This window comes from Allofustis seminis DSM 15817 (assembly GCF_000374325.1).
GTDB lineage: Bacteria > Bacillota > Bacilli > Lactobacillales > Carnobacteriaceae_A > Allofustis > Allofustis seminis.
In genome coordinates, this window is the sequence record NZ_KB894081.1 from 25,038 (window position 1) to 47,623 (window position 22,586).

Sequence of the window (22,586 nt, forward strand, 5' to 3'; positions counted from 1 at the left end):
ATGAATTTAGAAATATATAAACATGAAGAATTTGAAGATATAAGAACAATGCTTATAGATAATGAGCCATGGTTTGTAGGAAAAGATATCGCTCAGAACTTGGGATATAGCAATACACGAAAAGCGATCCTTGATCACGTTGATAAAGAAGACAAAAAAGATGGGGTAACGATTCGTGACTCCATGGGAAGAAAGCAAACGCCAATATTTATCAACGAATCAGGTCTCTATAGCCTTATCTTATCCAGTAAGCTTCCCTCAGCGAAAAAGTTTAAAAGATGGGTGACTAGTGAAGTCCTACCTTCTATTCGAAAAAGAGGGCTTTATGCTACTGATGAGATACTAAATAACCCTGATTTAATGATTGCAGTCCTTGAAGAATTAAAGAAGGAAAGAGAAGAAAAGGCCATATTAAAACAACAGAACTTAGAGCTTAAACCCAAAGCCTCATATTACGATGTGGTTTTAAACTGCAAGGAGGCAGTCGCCATTTCTGTGATTGCTAAAGATTATGGTTGGTCTGCTAGAAGAATGAATAAACTTCTTCATAATTTAGGCGTTCAATACAAACAGGGAAGAATCTGGCTTTTATATCAAGACTATGCAGCAGAAGGTTATACCTGCACGAAGACTCATGCCTATCCAAAAGGAAATGGAGAGATGGGTTCTAAAGTTCATACCTATTGGACTCAAAAGGGTAGACTATTTATCTATGACCTACTTAAAAGTGAAGGCTATGTTCCTCTTATTGAAAAGAAAGAGGTAGCCTAATGCTTGTATATATCGCCAGTCCCTTTCGAGGAGATATTGAGACCAATATAAAAATAGCTAGAAAGTATTCGAGATATGCGATGGAGGAGGGTTCTGTCCCTCTTGCACCTCATCTTCTTTTCCCTCAATTTATGGATGAAGAAAGTGAAAGAGACCTGGCCCTAGCTCTTAATATTGAGGTCTTAAAAGCTTGTAAGGAAATCTGGGTCTGTGGGGCATTCACTACGGAAGGAATGGCTTTTGAAATCAAAAAAGCAAAAGAGCTAGGCATTCCAATAAGGGAGGTTATGTTATGAAACTTTTCCACTCAGATACAAGAGGTAATGAGAAAAACACACTTTACCCTCATGAGATCAAGGTGACAGATATTAGGTCTTTTGAAAAACTAGCATCTTATGACCACGTTATGGCCAAGTATAAAAACAATAAAAGATCCAATGATAATTTTTTAGAATCTGACTGTATTGCCATGGATATAGATAATTCAGGAACGGATGATACTTCAAAGTGGGTTGGTATCCGTGATATCAAGAAAGACTTTGATGGGATTAAATTTGGGATTTGTTACAGCAGAAACCATATGAAAGAAAAAGGCACGGAGTCTGCTAGGCCAAGATTTCACATCTACTTTCCTATTCCTAAGGTTTACGATTTAGAAACTTATGTCTCTTATAAGGAAAAGCTCGCCTTATTTTTCCCATACTTTGACCAGAATGCCTTAGATGGAGCTAGGTTTTTCTATGGGGTAGATGGGCCAGTCGTTGAGATTATAAGAGGTAGAAATTATGTCACAAGTCTTTTACATGATGATTTTGAAGACTTAGACAAGATAAAACAAGGCAGTAGAAATACGACCATGAGTCGATTTGCAGGTTCGATTCTTGTACGCTTAGGAGAAAGTGAAAAGGCTAAAAAACTCTTTTATGAAAAAGCTGAACAATGCGTGCCACCTTTAGATGATGACGAATTAAATCAAATTTGGAGGTCTGCATTAGGTTTTTATTCCAAGATTAAAAAATCACCTAGCTATATCCCACCAGAAGATTATGAGAAGAGTTTAAGGCCTGATCCTTTTTCTGATTTAGGACAAGCGAGTGTATTGGTAGGAGAATATGAGGATATTTTAAAATATTCAAAAGCGACCAACTTCATGGTTTATACAGGAAAACTCTGGGAGGAGTCAGACCTAAAGGCCCAGCTTTTATCTCAAGAATTAGTAAAAAAGCAGATGGAAGAGGCGCAAGCCTCTATTCAAAAGATAAAAGATAAGGTGATAAAGCTTGGTATCTATGAGAAGATGGCGGGCTTATCCAAGGCAAAGGCAATGGCCCTTTTATCCAGTGATGAAAAAAGACTTTTAAATCTTTTGGAAGAAGAAGAAAAGTATTTAGCCTATGCCATTAAAAGAGGCGATTCAAGAGCGATTAATGCCACACTTAAGGAGGCTATGCCTATGGTAGAAGTCGACCCCAGTATCTTTGATAGGGATGAATTCTTACTGAATTGTCACCATGGGGTAGTCAACTTAAAAACTGGTGAAAGCTTGGACCATGAGCCTAGTTTGTACCTAAGTAAGATGACAAACACAAAGCCCTCAAATAAAGGAAAAGACATCTGGCTTGATGCCTTGGATACTTTCTTTTTGAAGGATAAGGATTTAATTGATTATGTTCAAAAGATTGTAGGCCTTGCTGCGATTGGAAAAGTCTATCTTGAAGCCCTTATTATTGCTTACGGTGATGGGAAAAACGGCAAGTCAACCTTTTGGAATGTGATTGCTAGGGTCTTAGGTTCCTACAGTGGGACTATTTCCTCTGATATTTTGTCGGCGAATAATACGAGAAATATTAAACCAGAAATCGCTGAGACCAAGGGAAAAAGGCTTCTTATTGCAGCAGAGCTTGAAGAAGGAATGAGACTATCAACCTCAATCATCAAACAGCTCTGTTCTACTGATGAAGTAAATGCGGAGAAAAAATTCAAGGCACCCTTTAAGTTTACCCCAACCCATACCCTGGTCCTTTACACAAACCACCTACCAAAGGTTGGTGCTATTGATGATGGTACCTGGCGAAGACTGATTGTCATTCCCTTTTTAGCCAAGATTAAGGCCAAGGATGATATCAAAAATTATGGCGATTATCTATACAAGGAGTCTTCAGAATATATCTTACAGTGGATTATTGATGGGGCAAAAAAGGCCATTGCTTTAGATTTTAAATTCAAACGACCAAGAAAAGTCGAAGATGCCATCAATAAATACAAGGAAGACAATGACTGGCTAGGAAAGTTCATCGAGGATTGCTGTGAGCTAGATGAGGATTTTGTTCAAAAGTCTGGGGTCTTTTATCAAGAATATAGGGCTTATTGCATGCGTACAGGAGAGCATATCCGTAGTACGACTGACTTTTACAATGCTCTTGATATAGAAGGTTTTATTCGTAGAAAGACAAATAAGGGAAGTTTCATCCATGGTGTGAGGCTAAAAGATGATGAGTTCTCTGTGGTGTAGGTCAAGACCCTCACACTGTCACTCGACTATCACTTCTTGAAAGGAAGTAACCATAAGGGTTTAAGAGCTATATGTAAGTGGTGATAGTCTATTACTATTAATAATAAAAATAAAATAAAATAAAATAATAAATTTTATTATATATATAAAAGGTTACTAAAAGAGTGTCTTGGGCACCACTTTCCCATAAAATCAATGTTTGTAGAGGTTTTTTAGTGAAAGTTAGTGAGGGTCAATGGAGAAAAAACGGATGTTAGAGAAAGAAATTGAAGAAAAATTAGTAGAAAAGGTAAGGGGATTAGATGGTCTGTGCTTAAAATTTACCTCCCCCTCCCTGACGGGAGTACCTGATCGTATGATTCTACTTCCAAGGGGGAAGATTGGATTTGTTGAAGTAAAAAGAAAAGGACAAAGACCAAGAAAGATTCAAGAGCTTAGGATAAAACAACTTAAAGACTTAGGCTTTCTAGTCTTTGTCCTAGATGATAGAGAAAAGATTGAGGAGATACTAGATGAAATACAAGCCACATAAGTATCAGGAATATGCAAGCAAATATATCGAAGACCATGAGATAGCTGCTATTTTTTTAGACTTAGGTCTTGGAAAGACGGTCATTAGTCTAACAGCGATTAATAATCTACTCTTTGACTCTTTTGAGGTATCCAAGGTCTTAATTATTGCTCCCTTGAGAGTTGCAAGAGATACCTGGAAAGATGAGATAGAAAAATGGGATCACTTATCCTTACTTGAGTATTCTGTTGTGGTTGGCTCTCAAAAAGAAAGAGAGAAGGCTTTAGAGAAAAAAGCCGATATCTATATTATTAATCGAGAAAATGTGGTCTGGCTGATTGAAAATTATGCCTTTAACTATGACATGGTGGTCATTGATGAGCTAACTTCTTTTAAATCTCACAGGGCAAAAAGATTCAAGGCTTTGATAAAGGTAAGACCTAAAGTGAAAAGAATGGTGGGTCTAACAGGAACGCCTTCCTCAAATGGACTGATGGATTTATGGGCACAGTTTAGACTCCTTGATATGGGTGACAGGTTGGGAAAATTTATCTCCTATTACCGAGAAGTTTATTTTAAGCCAGATAAGAGAAATGGTCATATCATATACTCCTATAAACCCTTGCCAGACTCGGAGGAGAAGATTTATCAAAAGATAGCAGACATTACGGTATCCATGAAGGCAAAGGACTTTATTGAAATGCCTGAGAAAATAATAAGTGACGTCAAGGTAAAGATGAGTCCTAAGGAAAAAGAGCTTTATGATGACTTTAAAAAAGAGATGGTCTTGGAGCTTAAAAATGAAGAGATAGATGCCGTCAATGCGGCAGTTCTTTCCAACAAACTACTTCAATTAGCAAGCGGGGCAATTTATACAAAGGATAAAGACTATGTCGTCTTACATGAGAAAAAGCTCGATGCCCTGGAGGATTTAATTGAGGCAGCTAATGGAAAGCCCGTCCTTATTGTCTATAACTTTAAGCATGACCTGGAAAGAATCAAAAAGCGTTTTGATGTAAGAGAACTAAGGACTAGTGAGGCTTTTAAAAGATGGAACGAGGGAGAAATTCCTTTAGCTATGATTCATCCTCAATCAGCAGGCCATGGGCTTAATCTTCAACATGGGGGTTCAACCATCATCTGGTTTTCCTTGACTTGGTCTTTAGAATTTTACGAGCAGACCAATGCTAGGCTTTTTAGGCAAGGGCAGAAGGATACTGTAGTCATCCATCACATTTTATGCGAAGAAACCATCGATGAAGATGTGGTTATGGCTCTTAAGAACAAGAGTAAAATCCAAGAGGCCTTATTAAAGGCAGTAAAAGCAAATATGGAGGTGGGATGATGAAGGCAAAGGAATACTTACAACAGGCCTTTCATTTAGATAAAAGAATCAACTCAAAGCTAGAACAGCTGGAGTCATTAAATGCCCTAGCTACTAAAGCATCATCTACCCTATCGGATATGCCAAAGAGTCCAAATCGAGGAACATCAAGACTTGAAGATACGATTGTTAAAATTATAGACCTTCAAGAAGAGATTAATAGGGATATCGATAGGCTGGTCGATTTAAAAAGAGAGATAGTAGAAATCATAAAGCAAGTGGAAAATAAGGAACTGCAAGCCTTACTTGAAAAGAGATATCTTTGTTTTGAAACCTGGGAGGAGATAGCAGTCGATATGAACTATTCCATCCAGCATATTTTTAGGCTTCATAGTAAGGCTTTAGATGATGTTCAATTAAAGTTGAGAGTAGATGTGATAGAAAGAGAGTAGGCTATTGTAGTATTGTTAGGATAGGAAAAAAGAATAAAAGTTTTAAGCCTTGGGAGAAGTCTCAGGGCTTTTTGTATGGAGTGATAATATGCCAAGAAAACCAAAACGTCCATGTAGGTATCAAGGTTGCCCCAACCTATCAGATGATGTCTACTGCGATGAACATAAAAAGTTAATGACTAAACACTATGAGTCTTTTACTCGTGGCTACTCATCAGGGAAAAGATATGGAAGAAGCTGGCGAAAGATAAGGGAGCGCTATGTAAGGATGCATCCTCTTTGTGAGATGTGTCTAAAAGAAGGAAAATCCACCCTAGTAGAGGAAATCCACCATATCCTTCCTTTATCTGAGGGAGGAAATCACGAGGAAAATAATCTGATGAGCTTGTGTAAATCTTGCCATGAGAAAATTCACCGTGATCGAGGAGACCGTTAAAGGGCAGGGGGAGGGGAAATCTCTAAAAGCTTAGCCCCTGGACAACGGCGGCCCCTCTCACGCACAAAAAAGGGAAATCAAAGGGGGTATTAACCCCACTTCAGAAATGGGGTGATAGAAATAGCAAAAGATGGAACAAGAAGAGGTGGGAAAAGAGCGGGAGCTGGTAGAAAATCTAAACCCTTAATTGAAAAGATAAATGCAGGCCTAGATGCCAAGGTGATTGACCTACCAGAGACAGAAGATTTAAGTGGAGCCGATATGCCACTTGTAAAAGATTACATGAAAAGAAAACAAAGAGATGGAAGTGACCTTTATGCAGAAGAAATCTATACAGAAACATGGGATTGGCTTAAAAAGTTCTCTTGTGAACAGCTCGTTGGGACTCAGCTTTTAAACCAATACGCCATGAGTGTTTCAAGATGGATTCAGTGCGAGGAGGCTATTTCTGAATTTGGCTTTTTAGCAAAACATCCAACAACAGGTCAAGCCATAGCATCTCCTTATGTCAGCATGAGTCAGAATTATATGAAGCAAGTCAATCAGATTTGGTATCAGATTTATGACATTGTAAAAGAAAACTCATCCATCGACTATGAGGGCGCAACACCACAAGATGATGTGATGGAAAGATTACTAAGAACAAGAAAGAGGTAGAAAATATGATAGAAAAAGTAAACCCAATGCATCCAGATAAACTAGCCGACAGGATAGCAGGTGCAATTGTTGATTTAGCCTATAAAAAGGAGCAAGACCCTAAAATAGCTGTTGAAGTGTTAATTGGTCATGGCACTTGCCATGTCATCATAGAGACAGGCACTAGGCTAAAGTTTAGGGAAATTAAGTCCATTATTCAAAGGATTGCTGGAGATATAAAAAAAGATATTGCCATTTTCCCTCAAGATATTAGCCTCTCTCATAACCAAGAGGAAAAAATGAAGTGTGGAGACAATGGCATATTTAGGGGAGCACCTTTAAGTGAAGAAGATAAAAAGCTAAGTAAAATAGCAAGAGATATCTACTCAAAATATCCCTTTGATGGTAAATACATACTTGATAAGGATAGGCTGATTATCTGCCAATCTCATGCAGAAAAAGAAGACTTACAAGCCTTGTATCCAAAAGCAGAGATTAATCCTCTAGGCTATTGGACAGGTGGACCCAATGTTGATACTGGTGCAACCAACAGAAAACTTGGTTCAGATATGGCTGATTCTGTAACGGGTGGTGGCCTTCATGGAAAAGACCTATCTAAGGCAGATGTATCCGTGAACATCTACGCTTTTTTAAAGGCACAAGAAACGGGGAGGCCTGTAGAACTTTCCTGTGCAATTGGAGATGAAGAAGTGGACGGTAGGCCTTACAAGCAAATTGTAGAAATAGCAAGAAAGTATATCGATTCCCTTGGTGGCTTTGAGAAGTTTGCCGAGTGGGGTCTTTTTTAATGGGAGGATGTATGGATATTCAAAAGAAAAAGATAAAAGGCCTTATTCCAGCTGACTACAATCCAAGAAAAGACTTAAAGCCAGGTGATGAAGAGTATGAAAAACTTAAAAAATCGATTGAAACTTTTGGTTATGTTGAACCTGTTATATGGAATGAAAAGACGGGGCAGGTAGTTGGTGGCCATCAGAGACTAAAAGTGTTGGAAGACTTAGGCTATAAAGAAATTGACTGTGTGGTCATTTCTATGGATGAAACCCAGGAGAAGGCCTTAAATATTGCCTTAAACAAAATATCGGGTGATTGGGATAAAGAAAAATTGATGCTTTTAATCACTGATTTAGAGTCAGAAGCTTTTGATGTTTCACTAACTGGCTTTGACCTTCCTGAACTTGATGATTTGTTTAAAGATAGTCTTTCAGATGGAATTAAGGATGATGATTTCGATGTTGAAAAAGAACTAGAAAAGCCAGCTCTATCAAAGTTAGGCGACTTATGGACTTTAGGACGACATAAGCTTTTAGTAGGTGATGCAACCAAGGAAAAATCCTATCAAAAATTAATGGGAGAGGTGAAGGCCAATCTGGTAGTTACTGATCCTCCTTATAACGTCAACTATGAAGGAAAAGCTGGGAAAATAAAAAATGACCATATGGATCAGGGTTCGTTTTATGAGTTTCTACTTGCTGCCTTTAGAAATATGGAACATGTTATGGCAGATGACGCTAGTATCTATGTCTTTCATGCAGACACAGAAGGCTTAAATTTTAGAAGGGCCTTTGAAGATGCAGGCTTTTATTTGTCGGGCACATGTATTTGGAAGAAGCAGTCCCTAGTTCTAGGTAGAAGTCCTTACCAATGGCAACATGAGCCCATACTTTTTGGCTGGAAGAAAAAGGGCAAGCATAAATGGTATACAGGAAGAAAAGAATCAACCATCTGGGAGTTTGATAAACCTAAGAAGAATCAGGACCACCCAACCATGAAACCTATACCACTAGTGGCCTATCCCATTATGAACTCATCTCTTACTAATTCAGTAATATTGGATTGTTTTGGTGGTAGTGGATCAAGTCTTATTGCTTGTGAACAGACAGATAGGATCTGCTACACAATGGAGCTTGATGAAAAGTACGCTGATGTGATTGTAAAAAGATATATCGAGCAAGTGGGTAAAGTGGATGACGTTTCTGTTGAAAGGGATGGAGTCCGATTCTCCTATACTGAAGTGGTGAATTTTAATGACGAGTAATTTAACCCTAGGTTCTTTATTCGATGGGTCTGGTGGTTTTTCCTTAGCAGCTAAACTTAATGGTATTAAGCCTATATGGGCAAGTGAAATTGAACCCTTTCCCATAAGAGTAACCACTAAGAGATTACCGGAAGTAAAACATTTAGGTGATATCAGAGAAATTAAAGGCGAGAAGATAGAGCCTGTTGATATCATAAGCTTCGGTTCTCCCTGTCAAGACCTATCTATTGCAGGGAAAAGGGGTGGCTTGAAAGGAGAACAATCAAATCTTTTTTTTGAAGCCATAAGGATTATTAAGGAAATGAGGTGGAAGACTAATGAAAAATATCCAAGATACATCCTGTGGGAAAATGTCCCAGGAGCCTTCTCCTCAAACAAAGGAGAAGATTTTAGAAGAGTCCTTGATGAAATTATATCCATCAAAGGAGCGTATCCCTCAGTGCCTATGCCTAGTCAAGGCAAATGGCCCTATGCCGATCTACTTATGGGAGAAGAATTTAGCCTTGCTTGGAGGGTTCTTGATGCAAAATACTTCGGAGTGCCCCAGCGAAGGAGAAGAATCTTTCTTATCGCAGATTTTGGAGGAAGAAGTGCCGGACAAATACTATTTGACCAAGAAGGCCTGCCTTGGAATCTTAAAAAGAGCAAGGAAAAAAGGAAAAGAAATCCCTGGGCCACTAAAAACTGCACTGGAAAAGCAATCTGTTTAAATGACCAAGGTGGCCAGAGAATAGATATTAGAAATGAAGAATCAGGAACTTTAAGAGCAAAGGCAGGAAGCCCTCCCTTAGTTTTTGAAAACCACGGCCAAGACAGCCGATTTAAGGGACCTTTGGAGGAGTCACCGACCCTTTTATCTACTCTTGGAACAGGAGGAAATAACCAGCCTTTGGTGGCCTACGATATAAGACAAACATCAGAAAACACAAAAAATGAAAGACATCATATTTATAAATGTAATCTTGCAAGGACGGTTGATACGAGTGGCAATCCACCTACAAGAAACCAAGGTGGAGTAGCAGTGATTCGAGATATTTATTCACTTAGTAAGAACTCCCACTTTACAAACACACAGGTCAATGAAACATCCTCACTGGTTGCAACTGATTATAAAGATCCACCTCTTGTTTTTAATAAGTATATAAGAAGACTTACTCCTACAGAGTGTGGGAGGTTACAAGGCTTTCCTGATGATTGGTGTCAAAACTTAGAGACAGAAAATCCAACAGAAGAAGAGATGGTCTTTTGGAGAAAGGTCTTTAAAACAGACACTAAAATTAGAAGATTAAAGAAAGAGAAGACCGATAGGCAAATAAGAAAATGGCTTAAAGACCCGCATACAGATTCGGCTGAGTACAAAATGTGGGGCAACGGAATCGCCCTACCATGTGCAGTCTATATTTTTGAGAAATTAGTGAAGGTAGACTATTCCACTTAATCGATTCTTTTTGAAATATAGAGCAAAGAAACCTCCTCTAAGCGCTATTTATAGCCATTATTCTTTGAAATTGTCTTGACTTCCTTTTGGACCTACGGGAATATGTAGACACAAAAGCAAGGAGGTCAAAGATGACAAACAAAGAATTAAAAAGACAAACATTTTTAGAAGCTACAAAAAGATATAAAGAACAAAAAAGAGGACTTTATGAGAGAGAGCCAGAAAGAGAACTTTACGATAATGGGAAAATTGGCTGGAATGAATACGTAAAGCTTAGTAAAAAGAGAAAAGACCAAGAAAGAGAAAAATATCAAAGGGCAATAAAAACTATGAGCTTTATGATGACGGCCTCATTACCTATGATGAGTTTTTAGAATTAAATGGAGGAAACTAAGATGGCTTACAAGTTCACGAAAACTCAAAGAGACCTAAACGATTTAATTCAATCATCAGCTATTACCATGGTTGGCTTAGTGGAAGGAGAAGAGGGAGATTTAGCATTCCAAGAGTACTTAAAAGAATATTTAGAAGATGACACTATATACGTTACCGAAGGCAGAGTTATTAATGAATTTTATGGGACTGATTTTAAGGATGATTTAAGAATCGTTAGCCTTAAGTATAATAAGCTAGGAAGACTTCCTTTGATAAGGCTTGAAATTGGAGCCAAGTGGTTTGATGACTTTATAGACAACTTATAAAAGATAATAAAAAGACAAAAGGACTAGGCTCTTTTTGTCGTGGTAAAAGTCACAGTAATGTGGCTATTTTTTATGCCAATTTTCAAAAGAGGGAGGTGAAGATTATCAGAAAGTTAAAAAATTATAAGCCAACCAGGTTTATGAAGGAAGATTCTTTCTATGATAAAGAAAGGGCTGATTATGCAGTAACTTTTATTGAATGTTTAACACACACAAAAGGCAAATGGGCAGGCAAGCCTTTTGAACTAATGGATTGGCAAGAAAGAATTATAAGGGACTTATTTGGAGTAATAAAACCAAATGGATATAGACAATTTAATACGGCTTATATAGAAATTCCTAAAAAACAAGGCAAGTCTGAGTTAGCTGCTGCTGTAGCTCTTCTTTTAACTTGTGGAGACTTTGAAGAAAGAGCAGAGGTTTATGGCTGCGCTGCAGATAGACAGCAAGCGACCATTGTATTTGATGTTGCAGCCGACATGGTAAGAATGTGCCCTGCCTTAAACAAGAGGGTGAAGATTCTTCAATCTCAAAAACGAATTATCTATAGGCCGACTAACTCTTTCTATCAAGTTTTATCTGCAGAGGCTTATTCCAAGCACGGCTTTAACATCCACGGAGTAGTATTTGATGAACTTCACACTCAACCAAATAGAAAACTCTTTGATGTAATGACGAAAGGCTCTGGGGATGCAAGAACACAGCCTTTGTATTTTTTAATTACAACAGCAGGAACGGACACCAAGTCCATCTGTTATGAGACCCACCAAAAGGCGGTCGATATCATTGATGGAAGAAAGACCGATCCTAGCTTTTATCCAGTGATTTATGGAGCTGATATGGATGATGATTGGACAGATGAGGAGGTTTGGAAGAAGGCAAATCCATCTCTTGGAGTAACGGTTCATATTGACAAGGTAAGGCAAGCCTGTGAATCGGCTAAACAAAATCCGACAGAAGAAAATGCCTTCAGGCAATTACGACTCAATCAATGGGTTAAACAATCCATTAGGTGGATGCCAATGGATAAGTGGGATGAATGTGCTTTTAAGATTGATCCTAAAGAGCTTGAAGGTAAGGTTTGTTATGGCGGTTTAGATTTATCATCAACATCAGATATGACCTCTTTTGTCTTGGTATTTCCCCCAGAGGATGCAGATGATAAGTACCATATCCTACCTTACTTTTGGCTACCAGAAGAGACCTTATCTCTACGTGTTGCAAGAGACCATGTAAATTACGATATATGGGAAAAAGAAGGCTATTTGCAAACAACGGAAGGAAATGTGGTTCATTATGGTTTTATTGAGAAATTCATAGAAGATTTGGGAGAAAAGTATAACATTCGTGAAATTGCCTTTGATAGGTGGGGTGCTATACAAATGGTTCAAAACCTTGAAGGTATGGGCTTTACAGTGGTTCCCTTTGGTCAAGGTTTTAAGGATATGAGTCCACCAACTAAGGAGTTAATGAAGTTAACCCTAGAGAAGAAAATTGCCCATGGAGGTCATCCTGTACTTAGGTGGAATATGGATAATATCTTTATTCGAACTGACCCAGCAGGAAATATTAAACCAGATAAGGAAAAGTCTACAGAAAAAATCGATGGCGTTATAGCCACCATTATGGCACTTGATCGAGCAATACGCTATGGAAATGATAATAGTGAATCAGTATATGAAAGTAGAGGTCTTTTACTAATTTAATCTCGCCAAACATGTTTTATTAACGCCAAATAACAAATAATGGCTAAGATGATTCTCGCCAAAGTTGAATATTCATAGCCAAATAAGGTATAATGGCTAAGAAAGAGGTGGCATATGAGAGAATTCAATTACAGTAAATTACTTAATCTAAATCTCCCGGTGGATATATATAAATTGATAGCCGGAATTTATGAATGTAAAGGTAAACAAGAATTATACGTTGCAAATTATCCTGACGTATTAGAAAAAATGATAGAAGTAGCCAAGATTCAAAGTACAAAAGCTTCAAACGCAATAGAAGGTATTTCTACAAGTGATGGGCGTTTAGGTGAACTAATGAGTAAAAAATCTGAACCTAAAAACAGAAATGAGGAAGAAATTTATGGGTATAGAGTGGTTTTGGATATAATTCATGACAATTATGAAAATATCGAACTCAACAAGAATAACATCTTAACTCTGCATAGTAGACTTTATTCCTATTCTTATGAATCACATAGAGGAAAATTTAAAAGCATGGATAATGCTATTGTAGAAAGAAATGCGTTGGGAGAGGAAAAAATCATATTTAGCCCTGTATCTAGTTTTGAGACAGAAAAATATATAAATGAATGGCTAAATGCTTTCAATGAGGCACTTAAAATAGAAGTACCACCACTGCTATTAGTGCCGACATTTATTCATGATTTTTTATGCATTCACCCATTTAATGATGGAAATGGTAGAATGTCAAGACTCTTAACCTTACTTCTACTATATAGATTTGGATTTTTTGTAGGCAGATATATCAGTTTAGAAATGATAATAGAAGAAAGCAAAGATGATTACTATAGTGAACTTCAAGCATCAAGTGAAAATTGGCACGAGGGGACAAATGATGAACTACCATTCATTAGGTATATGTTATCTGTTATTCTAAAGGCATATAGGATATGTGATGAAAGGTTTTTATTAATAAGTGAACAAAGCTTAAGTTCATCAGAAAGGGTTATGCATGTTTTTAATAACTCTTTAGAACCTTTATCTAAGTCGGATTTAATGATTCTATGTCCTGATATATCTCAAAGGACAATAGAAAGGGCATTAAAAGAACTTCAAGATAATAACTTGATTCAAAAGATTGGAAAAGGACGAAGTACCAGATATATAAAAAAATAGGAACATATTAAGCATCTACATTGGTAGGTGCTTTTTTAATGCAAAAGGATGGAGGTGAAAAATGAATTTAATCGAAAGAATAAAAAAGCGATTTGAAAAATCGAAACCGAAAAATGAATACATCTCATCGAATAGGTTTTTCTTTGGACGTACCACAGCAGGAAAGGTGGTCAATGAGCAATCGGCCATGCAGATGACGGCTGTCTATGCCTGTGTGAGGATCTTATCAGAATCTGTGGCAAGCCTACCCCTTCATCTTTATAGGACAAATGGAGCTGGTAATAAGGAAAGGGCAAGAGACCATCCCTTATACTTTATCCTTCACGATGAACCAAATCCCGAGATGACTTCCTTCATTTTAAGGGAAACCTTGATGAGCCATCTTTTACTTTGGGGTAATGCCTATGCCCAGCTTATAAGAAATGGGAAGGGAGAAGTCATAGCTGTATATCCTTTAATGCCAAATAAGATGAGAGTAAAAAGAGATGATGATACAAAAGAGATAATCTATGAATACCGTCATGAAAAGGGAACAATTAACTTATCTTCATACGATGTTCTTCATATTCCAGGACTAGGTTTTGACGGGCTAATAGGCTACTCTCCCATTGCTATGGCAAAAAATGCCATTGGTATGGCCATTGCTACAGAAGAGTATGGAGCGAAGTTTTTTGCTAATGGAGCACAGCCTGGTGGAGTTTTAGAGCATCCAGGGATTATTAAAGACCCAGAAAGGATTAGACAGTCTTGGTCTCAGACCTTTGGTGGTTCTTCTAATTCAAATAAGATAGCCGTTTTGGAAGAAGGAATGAAGTACACTCCTATATCCATTTCACCTGAACAAGCTCAGTTTTTAGAAACGAGGAAGTTTCAGATTAATGAGATCGCCCGTATCTTTAGGGTGCCACCCCATATGGTGGGAGACCTAGATAAATCAAGCTTTTCTAATATTGAACAGCAATCTTTAGAGTTTGTGAAGTATACCTTAGATCCTTGGATTATCCGCTGGGAGCAGGCCCTAAACAAATCCCTTTTAAGGCCAGATGATAAGAAAGAATATTTTATTAAATTCAATGTAGATGGCTTACTTCGTGGAGATTATGAATCCAGGATGAATGGCTATGCCGTTGCAAGGCAAAATGGCTGGATGAGTGCTAATGATATTAGGACTTTAGAAAATTTAGATTTAATTCCAAAGGAAGAAGGCGGGGATATGTATCTCGTTAACGGGAATATGCTTCCTTTAGATAAGGCAGGAAGTTTTTATAATGACCAAACCCAACAAGCTGAAAGCGACTAGTAAGGAGGAGAATAGTTTGAATGAAAAATAAAAGATTTTGGTCTTGGAATAAAGATACAGGAGAGTCAGATAAAAGGACTCTCTTTTTTAATGGAACGATTGCTGAGGAATCTTGGTTCGATGACGATATCACACCCAAGATGTTTAAAGAGGAACTGGAAAAAGATAGTGGTGATATCGACATTTGGATTAATTCACCAGGTGGCGACTGTATAGCTGCTGCTCAAATCTATAACATGCTCATGGACTATCAAGGCAATATCACAGTAAAAGTGGATGGAATTGCAGCATCGGCTGCATCAGTCATAGCTATGGCAGGAGATGAAGTCTTAATGAGCCCCGTATCTATGCTTATGATTCATAACCCGATGACCATTGCCATTGGTGATGAGGAGGAAATGACCAAGGCCCATCAGATGCTTTTAAGTGTTAAGGCTTCCATCATTAATGCCTATGAAAAGAAAACAGGACTTAGTCGAGAGGAATTATCTAACTTAATGGATGCTGAGACCTGGATGGATGTGAACATGGCGAAAGAATATGGCTTTTGTGATGGTCTTCTTGAAAGAAAAGAGATGAGTCCATCAAGCAATAGGATAAGTTCAAATGCCATGATTTTTTCAAGAAGGGCTGTAACCAATTCACTACTTGAAAAGCTAAGAAAGACCGAAGGAAAACCAGTAAGTGAAGTCTTAGAAAGACTGGAAACAATAAAAAATAATTGGAGGTAAATTGTATGACTATTAAGGAACTTATCGAAAAGAGAACTCAGGCTTGGAATAAGGCCAAGACCTTTGCTGAAGAAAACAAGCAGGATAATGGAACCTTGTCTGATGAAGATTATAAGACATATGAGGGAATGGAAAAAGAAATCCATAACTATACCCGTGAAATTGAACGCTTAGAAAGAGAAAGCAAGATGGAGGATCAGTTGAATATGCCAATGAACAAACCAATTACATCAAATCCTAATAACACCGTAGGAGAAGAAAAAACAGGTAGGGCAAGCAATGAATATAAGAAGTCCATGCTACAGGCTCTTCGTACAAACTTTAGACAAGTCTCAAATATTCTACAAGAAGGGATTGATGGGCAAGGAGGCTATCTAGTACCAGAAGAATATGATGAACGACTGATTCAAGGTTTAGAAGAAGAAAATATCCTAAGAAAACTAGGAACAACGATTACAACAAGTGGAGAGCACAAGATTAATATTGCAGGTTCTAAACCAGCGGCTGCTTGGATTGAAGAAGGTGCAGCACTTAGCTTTGGTGATGCAAGCTTTGACCAGATTGTCTTAGATGCCCATAAACTTCATGTAGCAATTAAAGTAACAGAAGAGCTTTTATATGATAGTGCCTTTAATCTTGAAGAGTATATTCTATCAAGCTTTTCAAAGGCTTTAGCCAATGCGGAAGAAGACGCCTTCTTAAATGGGGATGGCCAAAATAAGCCTCTAGGAATCTTTGTAAAAACAGGAGGCGGAGAGCTAGGAGTCACCTCTGCCAATGAGAAGATTACTTCAGATGAAATCCTATCTCTTGTTTATTCATTAAAAAGACCTTACAGGAAAAATGCTGCCTTTATCTTAAATGACTCCTCTCTAGCAATCATTAGAAAGCTGAAGGACGGTAACGGGGCTTATATCTGGCAACCTTCCTACCAACAAGGAGAGCCAGACAAAATCTTAGGCTATCCCGTTTATACCTCAGCCTATGCGCCTGAGATTGCAAAAGGAAAGCCTGCGATTGCCTTTGGGGACTTCTCATATTACAACATTGGAGACAGAGGAACTCGTTCTTTCCAAGAATTAAAAGAGCTCTTTGCAGGTAATGGCATGGTCGGTTTTGTAGCTAAGGAAAGAGTCGATGGAAAACTTGTTCTTCCTGAAGCAGTTAAAATCCTTAAAGTAGGAGGAACAGCCTAAGGAGGGAGTAGATGTTAACACTAGAAGAGGCGAAGAGATATCTTAGGGTGGATGATGATTCTGAAGATTACTTAATTGAACATTTAATTGAAGTCGCTTGCGAAATTTGTCTTGATGTAGCAAGGCTGGAAGATATCAAAGCGATAGAAAAATATCCTTACCTAGATATCGCCATGCTTTATACGGTAGCCTATCTCTATGAGCATAGAGAAGAAGCGGACCATAAAGAACTTACCCTTAGTTTAAGAGCCCTTCTATTTGGAGTAAGACAGGAGGGCTTTTAAGTGAAAATAAATAAGCTAAGAGTACGGATTCAGATTCAAAAGGATAGGCCTATACAAGATGCGATGGGAGTTTACACAAGTAACTGGAGAGATTTTTATCATTGTCGTGCTAGTGTTGATTCTCGTGGACAAGCTGGTGGTGAAATGCAGGTAGCAGGAATGACGGTAGATCATAGTGATTTAATTTTTACGATTCGATATGCTCCAAGGCTTGCCAGTCTCACTACTAATGATTATCGCATCGTATTTAAAGGAGACATCTATGACATTAAAGGAATTGACTTTATGAACTATGAGAAAAAGGCTATAAAACTTTATGCAAAGAAGGTGAAAAGATGAAAAAGGTAAGCGTTGATGATATGGCAGATGAAATTGCAAAGGGTCTAGAAGAATATGCCAAACTTACGACCGATGGAATGAAAAAAGCTGTAACTGGTGCTGGTAGGACTGTGAGAAAAGAAATACAAGCAAAAGCCCCAGTAGATACAGGAGCCTATAAAAAGTCCTGGTTAGTAAAAAAAGATAAGGAGACTGCTAGCACCCTACAGCTAATTGTTCATTCTAGAAACAGATATCAACTAGCCCACCTTCTAGAGCACGGCCATGTCAAAAGAGGAGGTGGACGAGTAGCAGGTAAGGCTCACATTAAACCTGCTGAGGATATAGGTATACAGAAGCTAGAAGAAGATATTCAAAAAGCGATAAGGAGGATTTGATGAAAGACATACTAAAAGAGATAGGTCTTCCTTTTGCCTACCATCATTTTGCTGAAGGAAAATCACCTAAGCCTCCTTTTCTTATTTACTATTATCCAAGAAGTGAGAATTTCTCGGCAGATGGGCTGGCCTACTACAAAATACAAGTGATTCATTTGGAGCTATATACAGATAATAAAAATTTTATAGAAGAAGAAAGAATTGAAACCGTGCTAGATAGACACGGTATTTTTTATGACAAGCTAGAGACCTATATAGAATCAGAAAAGCTCTATGAGGTTTTATATATTTTTGAAGGGGAGGAAAATTATGGCAAATAAAATTAAATACAACTTAAAGAATGTCCATGTGGCGAAATTAACCGAAAGTAGGGGTTCTTATACCTATGAAACACCTGTAAGTATACCAGGTGCTGTGAGTATTAGCCTAGATGCTGAAGGCGAATCTACGCCTTTTTATGCAGATGGGATTGTTTATTTTAGGTCACTAGCCAATAACGGCTACAGTGGTGATTTGGAAATGGCTCTTATTCCTGAATGGTTTCGAGTCAATATCTTAAAAGAAACTCTTGATGCCAATTCAGTCTTAGTTGAGAATGCAGGCATTGCAGAGACAGAGAAGTTTGCTTTACTTTTTGAATTTGATGGGGATGTAAATGCCATTCGTCACGTGCTATATAACTGCTCTGCATCTAGACCTTCTATCGAATCAGAAACCAAGGAAGACACTATAGAGCCAGGAACAGAAACCCTAAGCTTAACAGCAGATCCAAGAGAAGACGGTCTAGTGAAATCAAGAACAGGGGACAGCACAAAGGATGAGGTTTATAAAAACTGGTATAAGAAGGTTTATATTCCTCAAGAGGCAAGCCCAGTATCTAGTTCAAGACCATAGGAGGAAAAGACATGATTGAAAAAACAGTACAAGTTGGAAGTAAAGAGGTTAGGTTTAAGGCATCAGCTAGCATACCAAGACTGTATCGAGCAAAGTTTAAAAGGGATATCTTTCAAGATTTACTGAAACTAGAAAAGTCCTTTAATAAAAAAGACGGAAACTTTGAAATTGAAGATTTAGAAATATTTGAAAATGTTGCCTATATTATGGCCTATCATGCGGACAAAACGATACCTCCAACGATTGAGGAGTGGCTGGAAGACTTTGAGATGTTTTCTATTTATGAGATTTTACCTGAGATATTAGAACTATGGGGTGTAAACATGCAGACGGAAGTAGAATCTAAAAAAAAGTTGAAAAAAGCACAAGGGAAATGACAACCCCACTCTTTCTCTTACGATGCTTAGAAATTGGTTTAAGCATAGGAGATTTAGATTTTGTAACCATTGGATTGGTTTTGGATATTTGGACAGAAAAATCAAATGATGATGTGAAGTATCAGAGGCTGGCTGGCCAAGCAGAGTTTGATAAATTTTAAGATACCTATGAGCCTATATATCATAGGCTTTTTTTATTTAGAAAGGAGGGAATTTATTGTCTAGAAGAATTAGGGGCATTACCGTTGAAATCGGTGGAGATACGACTGGTTTAGATAAGGCCTTAAAATCAGTTAACACTTCTATAAGAAATACGCAAGCAGGTCTACGTGATGTAAATAGACTTTTAAAGCTAGACCCAACCAATAGCAACTTGCTAGCACAAAAACAAAAACTACTACAAAAAGAAATTAATGAGACATCAGAAAAGCTAAAGACTTTAAAAGAAGCGGACAAACAAGCTAAGGCTCAATTAGAACGTGGCGAATTAGGTCAAGATAAATATGATGCCCTACAACGTGAAATCATAGAGACAGAAGAAAAACTAAAATCCCTCCAACTCCAATCAGAAACCACGAACTCTACCCTAGCTAAAATGGGCGAAGTGGGCTCAAAGATAGAAAGTGCTGGGGATAAAATCTCTGATGTTGGTAAAAAAGTCATGCCAGCAAGTCTTGCAGTAACAGGTCTTGGTTTTAGTGCAGTTAAAATGTCTTCTGACTTTGATACCTCCATGAGCAAGGTCTCTGCCATCTCAGGGACAACTGGTGAGGCCTTTGAAAAGCTAAGAGATAAGGCAAGAGAGATGGGAGCCAAAACCAAATTCTCTGCTACAGATGCAGCTGATGCTATGACCTATATGGCTATGGCGGGTTGGAAGACTGAGGATATGCTACATGGTATTGATGGGATTATGAACCTTGCTGCTGCAAGTGGCGAGGATTTAGCCCTAACCTCTGATATAGTAACGGATGCTTTAACAGGCTTTGGTTTAACAGCAAAAGACTCGGCTCATTTTGCAGATGTTTTAGCGGCCGCATCTTCAAATTCCAACACGAATGTAGCCTTGATGGGTGAAACCTTTAAGTATGTAGCCCCGATTGCTGGGGCCTTGGGCTTTACTGCTGAGGATACGGCAGAGGCGATCGGTCTTATGGCCAACTCTGGTATTAAAGGATCTCAAGCAGGTACATCTCTTAGAAATATCATGACCAACTTATCAAAAGACTTTGAGATAAGTGGTAAAGCTATCGGTGAGGTTACAATCCAAACAACCAATGCAGACGGTAGCATGAGATCTTTGTCTGAAATCTTAGGCGACTGCAGGGAGGCCTTTAGTAAGTTAACCGAGGCAGAAAAAGCCCATGTAGCAGAACAGCTCGTTGGAAAACAGGCAATGTCAGGCTTTTTAGCCCTTATGAATGCCGCCCCAGCAGATGTCGACAAGCTATCTCAAGCGATTAAAAATGCAGATGGGACGGCTGAGTCAATGGCAAAAACCATGCAGGATAACTTAGGTGGTCAACTGGAAGAATTATCCTCCGCTGCAGAAGAGTTAGCGATATCATTTGGGGATATGATGGTTCCTGTGATTCGAAAAGTAGTGGAGGGCATACAAGCCTTTATTGATAAGCTCAATGGGATGAGTGAGGAGCAAAAACAAGTCGTTTTAACGATAGGACTTATAGTTGCTGCCCTTGGTCCTTTTTTAGTTATTCTTGGAACAGTAATATCCAAGGTGGGTATTGCTATGCAGGCCTTTGTCAAGCTAGCAGGGGGTTTTTCAAAGTTTAAGCTTGTCTTAACAGGTAGCTCAGGCGTAGTTGGAAAACTTGCCACGGCTCTTACAGGCATCACTGCACCAATAACGGCCGTCATTGGTGTAGTAGCTGGACTAGTTGCAGCCTTTGTCACTCTTTGGAATACCAATGAAGAATTTAGAAATTCTATGATAGAGATATGGACGAGTATTCAAAACACCATATCCTCCTTTGTTCAAGGAATCAAAGAAAGACTTGAAGCATTAAATATTGATTTTACAGGCTTAGTAGAAACGTTAAAAGCTTTATGGATGGGGTTATGTGATTTACTAGCCCCTCTTTTTGAGGGGGCTTTTTTACTAATAGCAACGATTCTTGAGACGACTCTAGGGGCTTTAACAGGAATTCTTGATGTTTTTATCGGTCTATTTACAGGCAACTGGGAGCAGGCTTGGACTGGGGTAAAAGAAATCTTTTCTTCCCTTTGGGAGGGAATAAAGGGTGTATTTGAGACTGTCATTAATACGATTCAAAATTTAGCGGATACTATTTTATCCTGGTTTGGCACCTCATGGAATGAGGCCTGGACAGGTATTAGTGAATTCTTTATAGGGATTTGGACAGGAATCAGTGAGTTTTTATCAAATACCTGGGAGACCATTAAAAATGTGGTCCAAGTTGGTGTTATGGCCATTGGTGAAATCCTTAATGCTGCAATTACGATTATTACCTTGCCTTTCCAGTTTGTTTGGGAGAATTGTAAGGATATCTTGATACCAATTTGGGATTTTATGAAGACCCATATCTCAAATGCGATTAATGGCATCAAGTCTGTTATTGAGACGGTATTAAATACGATCCATACGATTTTTTCCACTATCTGGAATCAAATAAAAACAGTGGTATCTAGTGTACTGGAAGCAATAAAGTCAGTAGTATCTTCCGTTTGGTCACAAATATCATCCACTATAAAGGGTGTGATGGATGGGATTAAAAATACCTTATCTGGTATTTGGAATTCGATAAAATCAACGGTTTCCTCTACTTTAAATGGCATTAAAAGTACTGTGAGTTCTGTATTTAATAGTATTAAATCAACTGCTACCAATGTATGGAATGGTATTAAGTCAGCTATTACTGGACCAATTGATAGCGCGAAGAACTTTGTGAAAGGTGCTATTGATAAAATGAAGGGGTTCTTTAATTTCAAATGGTCACTTCCAAAGATAAAGCTACCCCACTTTTCTATTAAAGGAAAATTTTCATTGGCTCCTCCTTCTATCCCAAAGTTTTCTGTGGATTGGTATAAAAAAGCAATGAACAAGCCCATGCTTTTAAATGGTGCGACCATCTTTGGGCAAAAAGGAAATACCCTTCTAGGTGGAGGGGAAAAAGGTCCTGAAGTGATAATGGGACTATCTACATTAGAAAGTATGACTCAAAATAATAATCAAGCCTCACTTGAGTTAATGGGGCAAATTTTTAATGTCATGCTTGAGTACTTTCCACAGTTTGCAAATAACTCTATATACATTGACTCAAAAGAATTAGCCAGCAAAATGGCCAGCTCCATGGATATTGAACTAAATAAATTATCGATGAGAAAACAAAAAGGATGGTAGGA

At 38.1% G+C, this 22,586-nt stretch carries 25 protein-coding genes; all 25 read left to right on the forward strand.

Annotated elements, in window-relative coordinates:
* The 25 genes from C231_RS0103160 (at position 1) to C231_RS0103285 (ending at position 22,584) form a co-directional block, all read left to right on the forward strand.
* Positions 1-771: a phage antirepressor gene (locus tag C231_RS0103160; protein ID WP_026314328.1), complete on the forward strand. Its 771-nt coding sequence runs from the start codon at positions 1-3 to the stop codon at positions 769-771.
* A complete protein-coding gene (locus tag C231_RS0103165; RefSeq protein WP_018659207.1) occupies positions 771-1,067 on the forward strand; it encodes a DUF7768 domain-containing protein in 297 nt (98 codons plus the stop codon). Before C231_RS0103160 ends, C231_RS0103165 begins: the two co-directional genes overlap by 1 nt.
* On the forward strand, positions 1,064-3,283 hold the full coding sequence (locus C231_RS0103170; protein ID WP_018659208.1) for a phage/plasmid primase, P4 family: 2,220 nt from the start codon (positions 1,064-1,066) through the stop codon (positions 3,281-3,283). The genes C231_RS0103165 and C231_RS0103170 overlap by 4 nt, the downstream gene beginning before the upstream one ends.
* A 250-nt stretch (positions 3,284-3,533) precedes the next feature.
* The gene (locus tag C231_RS0103175; protein WP_018659209.1) at positions 3,534-3,815 is read left to right on the forward strand and encodes a VRR-NUC domain-containing protein; all 282 of its coding nucleotides are present in this window, start codon (positions 3,534-3,536) and stop codon (positions 3,813-3,815) included.
* Positions 3,796-5,139, forward strand: coding sequence for a DEAD/DEAH box helicase (locus C231_RS0103180; protein WP_018659210.1), 1,344 nt, complete (start codon positions 3,796-3,798; stop codon positions 5,137-5,139). Before C231_RS0103175 ends, C231_RS0103180 begins: the two co-directional genes overlap by 20 nt.
* Positions 5,139-5,570 carry a DUF1492 domain-containing protein gene (locus C231_RS0103185; RefSeq protein WP_018659211.1) on the forward strand — a complete coding sequence of 144 codons (432 nt, stop codon included), beginning with the start codon at positions 5,139-5,141 and terminating at the stop codon, positions 5,568-5,570. The genes C231_RS0103180 and C231_RS0103185 overlap by 1 nt, the downstream gene beginning before the upstream one ends.
* Before the next feature lie 88 nt (positions 5,571-5,658).
* Positions 5,659-6,006: an HNH endonuclease gene (locus C231_RS08390; protein WP_018659212.1), complete on the forward strand. Its 348-nt coding sequence runs from the start codon at positions 5,659-5,661 to the stop codon at positions 6,004-6,006.
* A gap of 120 nt (positions 6,007-6,126) precedes the next feature.
* Complete coding sequence (locus C231_RS0103195) at positions 6,127-6,663, forward strand: P27 family phage terminase small subunit (RefSeq protein ID WP_026314329.1); 537 nt, start codon at positions 6,127-6,129, stop codon at positions 6,661-6,663.
* A 5-nt stretch (positions 6,664-6,668) separates the two neighbouring features.
* Positions 6,669-7,451 carry an S-adenosylmethionine synthetase N-terminal domain-containing protein gene (locus tag C231_RS0103200; RefSeq protein ID WP_018659214.1) on the forward strand — a complete coding sequence of 261 codons (783 nt, stop codon included), beginning with the start codon at positions 6,669-6,671 and terminating at the stop codon, positions 7,449-7,451.
* Positions 7,452-7,462: 11 nt separating this feature from the next.
* Positions 7,463-8,701 carry a site-specific DNA-methyltransferase gene (locus tag C231_RS0103205; RefSeq protein WP_018659215.1) on the forward strand — a complete coding sequence of 413 codons (1,239 nt, stop codon included), beginning with the start codon at positions 7,463-7,465 and terminating at the stop codon, positions 8,699-8,701.
* Positions 8,691-10,139 (forward strand): DNA cytosine methyltransferase, encoded by a 1,449-nt coding sequence (locus C231_RS0103210; protein WP_018659216.1) that lies wholly within the window; start codon positions 8,691-8,693, stop codon positions 10,137-10,139. Before C231_RS0103205 ends, C231_RS0103210 begins: the two co-directional genes overlap by 11 nt.
* A 131-nt stretch (positions 10,140-10,270) precedes the next feature.
* The gene (locus tag C231_RS0103215) at positions 10,271-10,513 is read left to right on the forward strand and encodes a hypothetical protein (RefSeq protein ID WP_018659217.1); all 243 of its coding nucleotides are present in this window, start codon (positions 10,271-10,273) and stop codon (positions 10,511-10,513) included.
* 21 nt (positions 10,514-10,534) lie between these two features.
* Positions 10,535-10,840, forward strand: a complete 306-nt coding sequence (locus C231_RS0103220; protein WP_018659218.1) for a hypothetical protein — start codon at positions 10,535-10,537, stop codon at positions 10,838-10,840.
* Between the two features lie 104 nt (positions 10,841-10,944).
* Complete coding sequence (locus C231_RS0103225; protein WP_040408020.1) at positions 10,945-12,546, forward strand: terminase large subunit; 1,602 nt, start codon at positions 10,945-10,947, stop codon at positions 12,544-12,546.
* A gap of 114 nt (positions 12,547-12,660) precedes the next feature.
* Positions 12,661-13,704, forward strand: a complete 1,044-nt coding sequence (locus C231_RS0103230; RefSeq protein ID WP_018659220.1) for a Fic family protein — start codon at positions 12,661-12,663, stop codon at positions 13,702-13,704.
* 61 nt (positions 13,705-13,765) lie between these two features.
* The gene (locus C231_RS0103235; protein ID WP_018659221.1) at positions 13,766-15,004 is read left to right on the forward strand and encodes a phage portal protein; all 1,239 of its coding nucleotides are present in this window, start codon (positions 13,766-13,768) and stop codon (positions 15,002-15,004) included.
* 20 nt (positions 15,005-15,024) lie between these two features.
* The gene (locus tag C231_RS0103240; protein WP_018659222.1) at positions 15,025-15,735 is read left to right on the forward strand and encodes a head maturation protease, ClpP-related; all 711 of its coding nucleotides are present in this window, start codon (positions 15,025-15,027) and stop codon (positions 15,733-15,735) included.
* A gap of 5 nt (positions 15,736-15,740) precedes the next feature.
* Complete coding sequence (locus tag C231_RS0103245) at positions 15,741-16,931, forward strand: phage major capsid protein (RefSeq protein WP_018659223.1); 1,191 nt, start codon at positions 15,741-15,743, stop codon at positions 16,929-16,931.
* Positions 16,932-16,942: 11 nt separating this feature from the next.
* Positions 16,943-17,215, forward strand: coding sequence for a head-tail connector protein (locus C231_RS0103250; RefSeq protein WP_018659224.1), 273 nt, complete (start codon positions 16,943-16,945; stop codon positions 17,213-17,215).
* Positions 17,216-17,554, forward strand: a complete 339-nt coding sequence (locus C231_RS0103255; protein ID WP_018659225.1) for a phage head closure protein — start codon at positions 17,216-17,218, stop codon at positions 17,552-17,554.
* Positions 17,551-17,931, forward strand: a complete 381-nt coding sequence (locus C231_RS0103260) for an HK97 gp10 family phage protein (RefSeq protein WP_018659226.1) — start codon at positions 17,551-17,553, stop codon at positions 17,929-17,931. Before C231_RS0103255 ends, C231_RS0103260 begins: the two co-directional genes overlap by 4 nt.
* On the forward strand, positions 17,931-18,251 hold the full coding sequence (locus C231_RS0103265; protein ID WP_018659227.1) for a hypothetical protein: 321 nt from the start codon (positions 17,931-17,933) through the stop codon (positions 18,249-18,251). Before C231_RS0103260 ends, C231_RS0103265 begins: the two co-directional genes overlap by 1 nt.
* Positions 18,241-18,825, forward strand: a complete 585-nt coding sequence (locus C231_RS0103270) for a major tail protein (protein WP_018659228.1) — start codon at positions 18,241-18,243, stop codon at positions 18,823-18,825. The genes C231_RS0103265 and C231_RS0103270 overlap by 11 nt, the downstream gene beginning before the upstream one ends.
* Positions 18,826-18,836: 11 nt before the next feature.
* Entirely contained in the window at positions 18,837-19,202 is a 366-nt protein-coding gene (locus C231_RS0103275; RefSeq protein WP_018659229.1) for a hypothetical protein, read from the forward strand.
* A 217-nt stretch (positions 19,203-19,419) separates the two neighbouring features.
* Entirely contained in the window at positions 19,420-22,584 is a 3,165-nt protein-coding gene (locus tag C231_RS0103285) for a phage tail tape measure protein (RefSeq protein ID WP_018659231.1), read from the forward strand.
* Positions 22,585-22,586 lie beyond the last annotated feature (2 nt).

Coding starts and splice junctions, on each gene's coding strand:
- C231_RS0103220 (WP_018659218.1), top strand. CDS start 10,535: ATGGCTTACAAGTTCACGAAAACTCAAAGAGACCTAAACGATTTAATT.
- C231_RS0103205 (WP_018659215.1), top strand. CDS start 7,463: ATGGATATTCAAAAGAAAAAGATAAAAGGCCTTATTCCAGCTGACTAC.
- C231_RS0103265 (WP_018659227.1), top strand. CDS start 17,931: ATGAAAGACATACTAAAAGAGATAGGTCTTCCTTTTGCCTACCATCAT.
- C231_RS0103260 (WP_018659226.1), top strand. CDS start 17,551: ATGAAAAAGGTAAGCGTTGATGATATGGCAGATGAAATTGCAAAGGGT.
- C231_RS0103180 (WP_018659210.1), top strand. CDS start 3,796: ATGAAATACAAGCCACATAAGTATCAGGAATATGCAAGCAAATATATC.
- C231_RS0103215 (WP_018659217.1), top strand. CDS start 10,271: ATGACAAACAAAGAATTAAAAAGACAAACATTTTTAGAAGCTACAAAA.
- C231_RS0103210 (WP_018659216.1), top strand. CDS start 8,691: ATGACGAGTAATTTAACCCTAGGTTCTTTATTCGATGGGTCTGGTGGT.
- C231_RS0103235 (WP_018659221.1), top strand. CDS start 13,766: ATGAATTTAATCGAAAGAATAAAAAAGCGATTTGAAAAATCGAAACCG.
- C231_RS0103270 (WP_018659228.1), top strand. CDS start 18,241: ATGGCAAATAAAATTAAATACAACTTAAAGAATGTCCATGTGGCGAAA.
- C231_RS0103200 (WP_018659214.1), top strand. CDS start 6,669: ATGATAGAAAAAGTAAACCCAATGCATCCAGATAAACTAGCCGACAGG.
- C231_RS0103245 (WP_018659223.1), top strand. CDS start 15,741: ATGACTATTAAGGAACTTATCGAAAAGAGAACTCAGGCTTGGAATAAG.
- C231_RS0103160 (WP_026314328.1), top strand. CDS start 1: ATGAATTTAGAAATATATAAACATGAAGAATTTGAAGATATAAGAACA.
- C231_RS0103175 (WP_018659209.1), top strand. CDS start 3,534: ATGTTAGAGAAAGAAATTGAAGAAAAATTAGTAGAAAAGGTAAGGGGA.
- C231_RS0103185 (WP_018659211.1), top strand. CDS start 5,139: ATGAAGGCAAAGGAATACTTACAACAGGCCTTTCATTTAGATAAAAGA.
- C231_RS0103250 (WP_018659224.1), top strand. CDS start 16,943: ATGTTAACACTAGAAGAGGCGAAGAGATATCTTAGGGTGGATGATGAT.
- C231_RS0103275 (WP_018659229.1), top strand. CDS start 18,837: ATGATTGAAAAAACAGTACAAGTTGGAAGTAAAGAGGTTAGGTTTAAG.
- C231_RS0103230 (WP_018659220.1), top strand. CDS start 12,661: ATGAGAGAATTCAATTACAGTAAATTACTTAATCTAAATCTCCCGGTG.
- C231_RS0103165 (WP_018659207.1), top strand. CDS start 771: ATGCTTGTATATATCGCCAGTCCCTTTCGAGGAGATATTGAGACCAAT.
- C231_RS0103240 (WP_018659222.1), top strand. CDS start 15,025: ATGAAAAATAAAAGATTTTGGTCTTGGAATAAAGATACAGGAGAGTCA.
- C231_RS08390 (WP_018659212.1), top strand. CDS start 5,659: ATGCCAAGAAAACCAAAACGTCCATGTAGGTATCAAGGTTGCCCCAAC.
- C231_RS0103170 (WP_018659208.1), top strand. CDS start 1,064: ATGAAACTTTTCCACTCAGATACAAGAGGTAATGAGAAAAACACACTT.